Raw genomic sequence first — 262 nt, 5'->3', positions numbered from 1 at the left:
CGGCACCCTGATCGACGGTGCCGTGCTGGTGACCCCGTCGGTCCTGCACCCCGGGTCCCCGGTCCCCGTCGTCGCCGTCGACCCGCACGCGGGCCCGGGCGGCCTGCCGGCCGTCGACTCCGACAACCTGCACGGCGCCGTCCTCGCCGTCCGGCACCTGCTGGGGCTCGGCCACCGGGGGATCGGGTTCCTCGGCGGGCGCACCGACCTCGAGTCCTTGCGGCTGCGCGAGGCGGGCTACCGCGCGGCGCTCGCCGAGGCG

Annotated in this window: 1 protein-coding gene; it reads left to right on the top strand. The window is 78.6% G+C overall.

Going from position 1 to position 262, the window contains the following annotated elements:
• A partial coding sequence (locus KVT14_RS20525; RefSeq protein ID WP_217617309.1) for a substrate-binding domain-containing protein occupies positions 1 to 262 on the top strand: 262 nt, incomplete at both ends.

Origin of the sequence: Cellulomonas sp. GbtcB1, from assembly GCF_019091725.1 — a bacterium.
In the GTDB taxonomy this organism is placed as follows: domain Bacteria; phylum Actinomycetota; class Actinomycetes; order Actinomycetales; family Cellulomonadaceae; genus Cellulomonas.
The sequence above is the reverse complement of the archived record's forward strand: the minus strand, read 5'-3'. Positions and strand labels throughout refer to the sequence as shown.